Raw genomic sequence first — 418 nt, forward strand, 5'->3', positions numbered from 1 at the left:
GATGCATGAAGGCAAATCCATTCGAACCGTAATTCGTTACTGATTTCCCGCAGGTATACCCCGTCCACTTCAGACGGGGTTCTTAATACTCTCCCTGGGCAGCCGTCCGGGGGATTAACCGTGAGATAATGACTGATGGAACTCATTGAAAAACATGCCAGCTTTGGCGGCTGGCAAAATGTGTATCGGCATTATTCCCAATCACTGAAATGTGAAATGAATGTCGGCGTCTATCTCCCACCAAAAGCCGCGAATGAAAAATTGCCGGTGTTGTACTGGCTTTCAGGCCTGACTTGCAACGAGCAGAATTTCATTACTAAATCGGGGATGCAGCGTTACGCGGCTGAGCACAACATTATTGTTGTTGCGCCGGACACCAGTCCGCGAGGCAGTCATGTCGCAGATGCTGACCGTTACG

The 418-nt window shown here is 49.8% G+C and carries 1 protein-coding gene; it reads left to right on the forward strand.

Annotated features, from left to right (window positions below; translation table 11 throughout):
- Positions 1-135 precede the first annotated feature (135 nt).
- Positions 136-418, forward strand: a 283-nt coding sequence (locus tag FN960_RS23495; protein WP_260682094.1) for an alpha/beta hydrolase-fold protein, incomplete at its 3' end; no start/stop codon positions are given.

It is taken from the genome of Alkalicoccobacillus porphyridii (genome assembly GCF_007293315.1).
In the GTDB taxonomy this organism is placed as follows: Bacteria; Bacillota; Bacilli; order Bacillales; family Bacillaceae_D; genus Alkalicoccobacillus; species Alkalicoccobacillus porphyridii.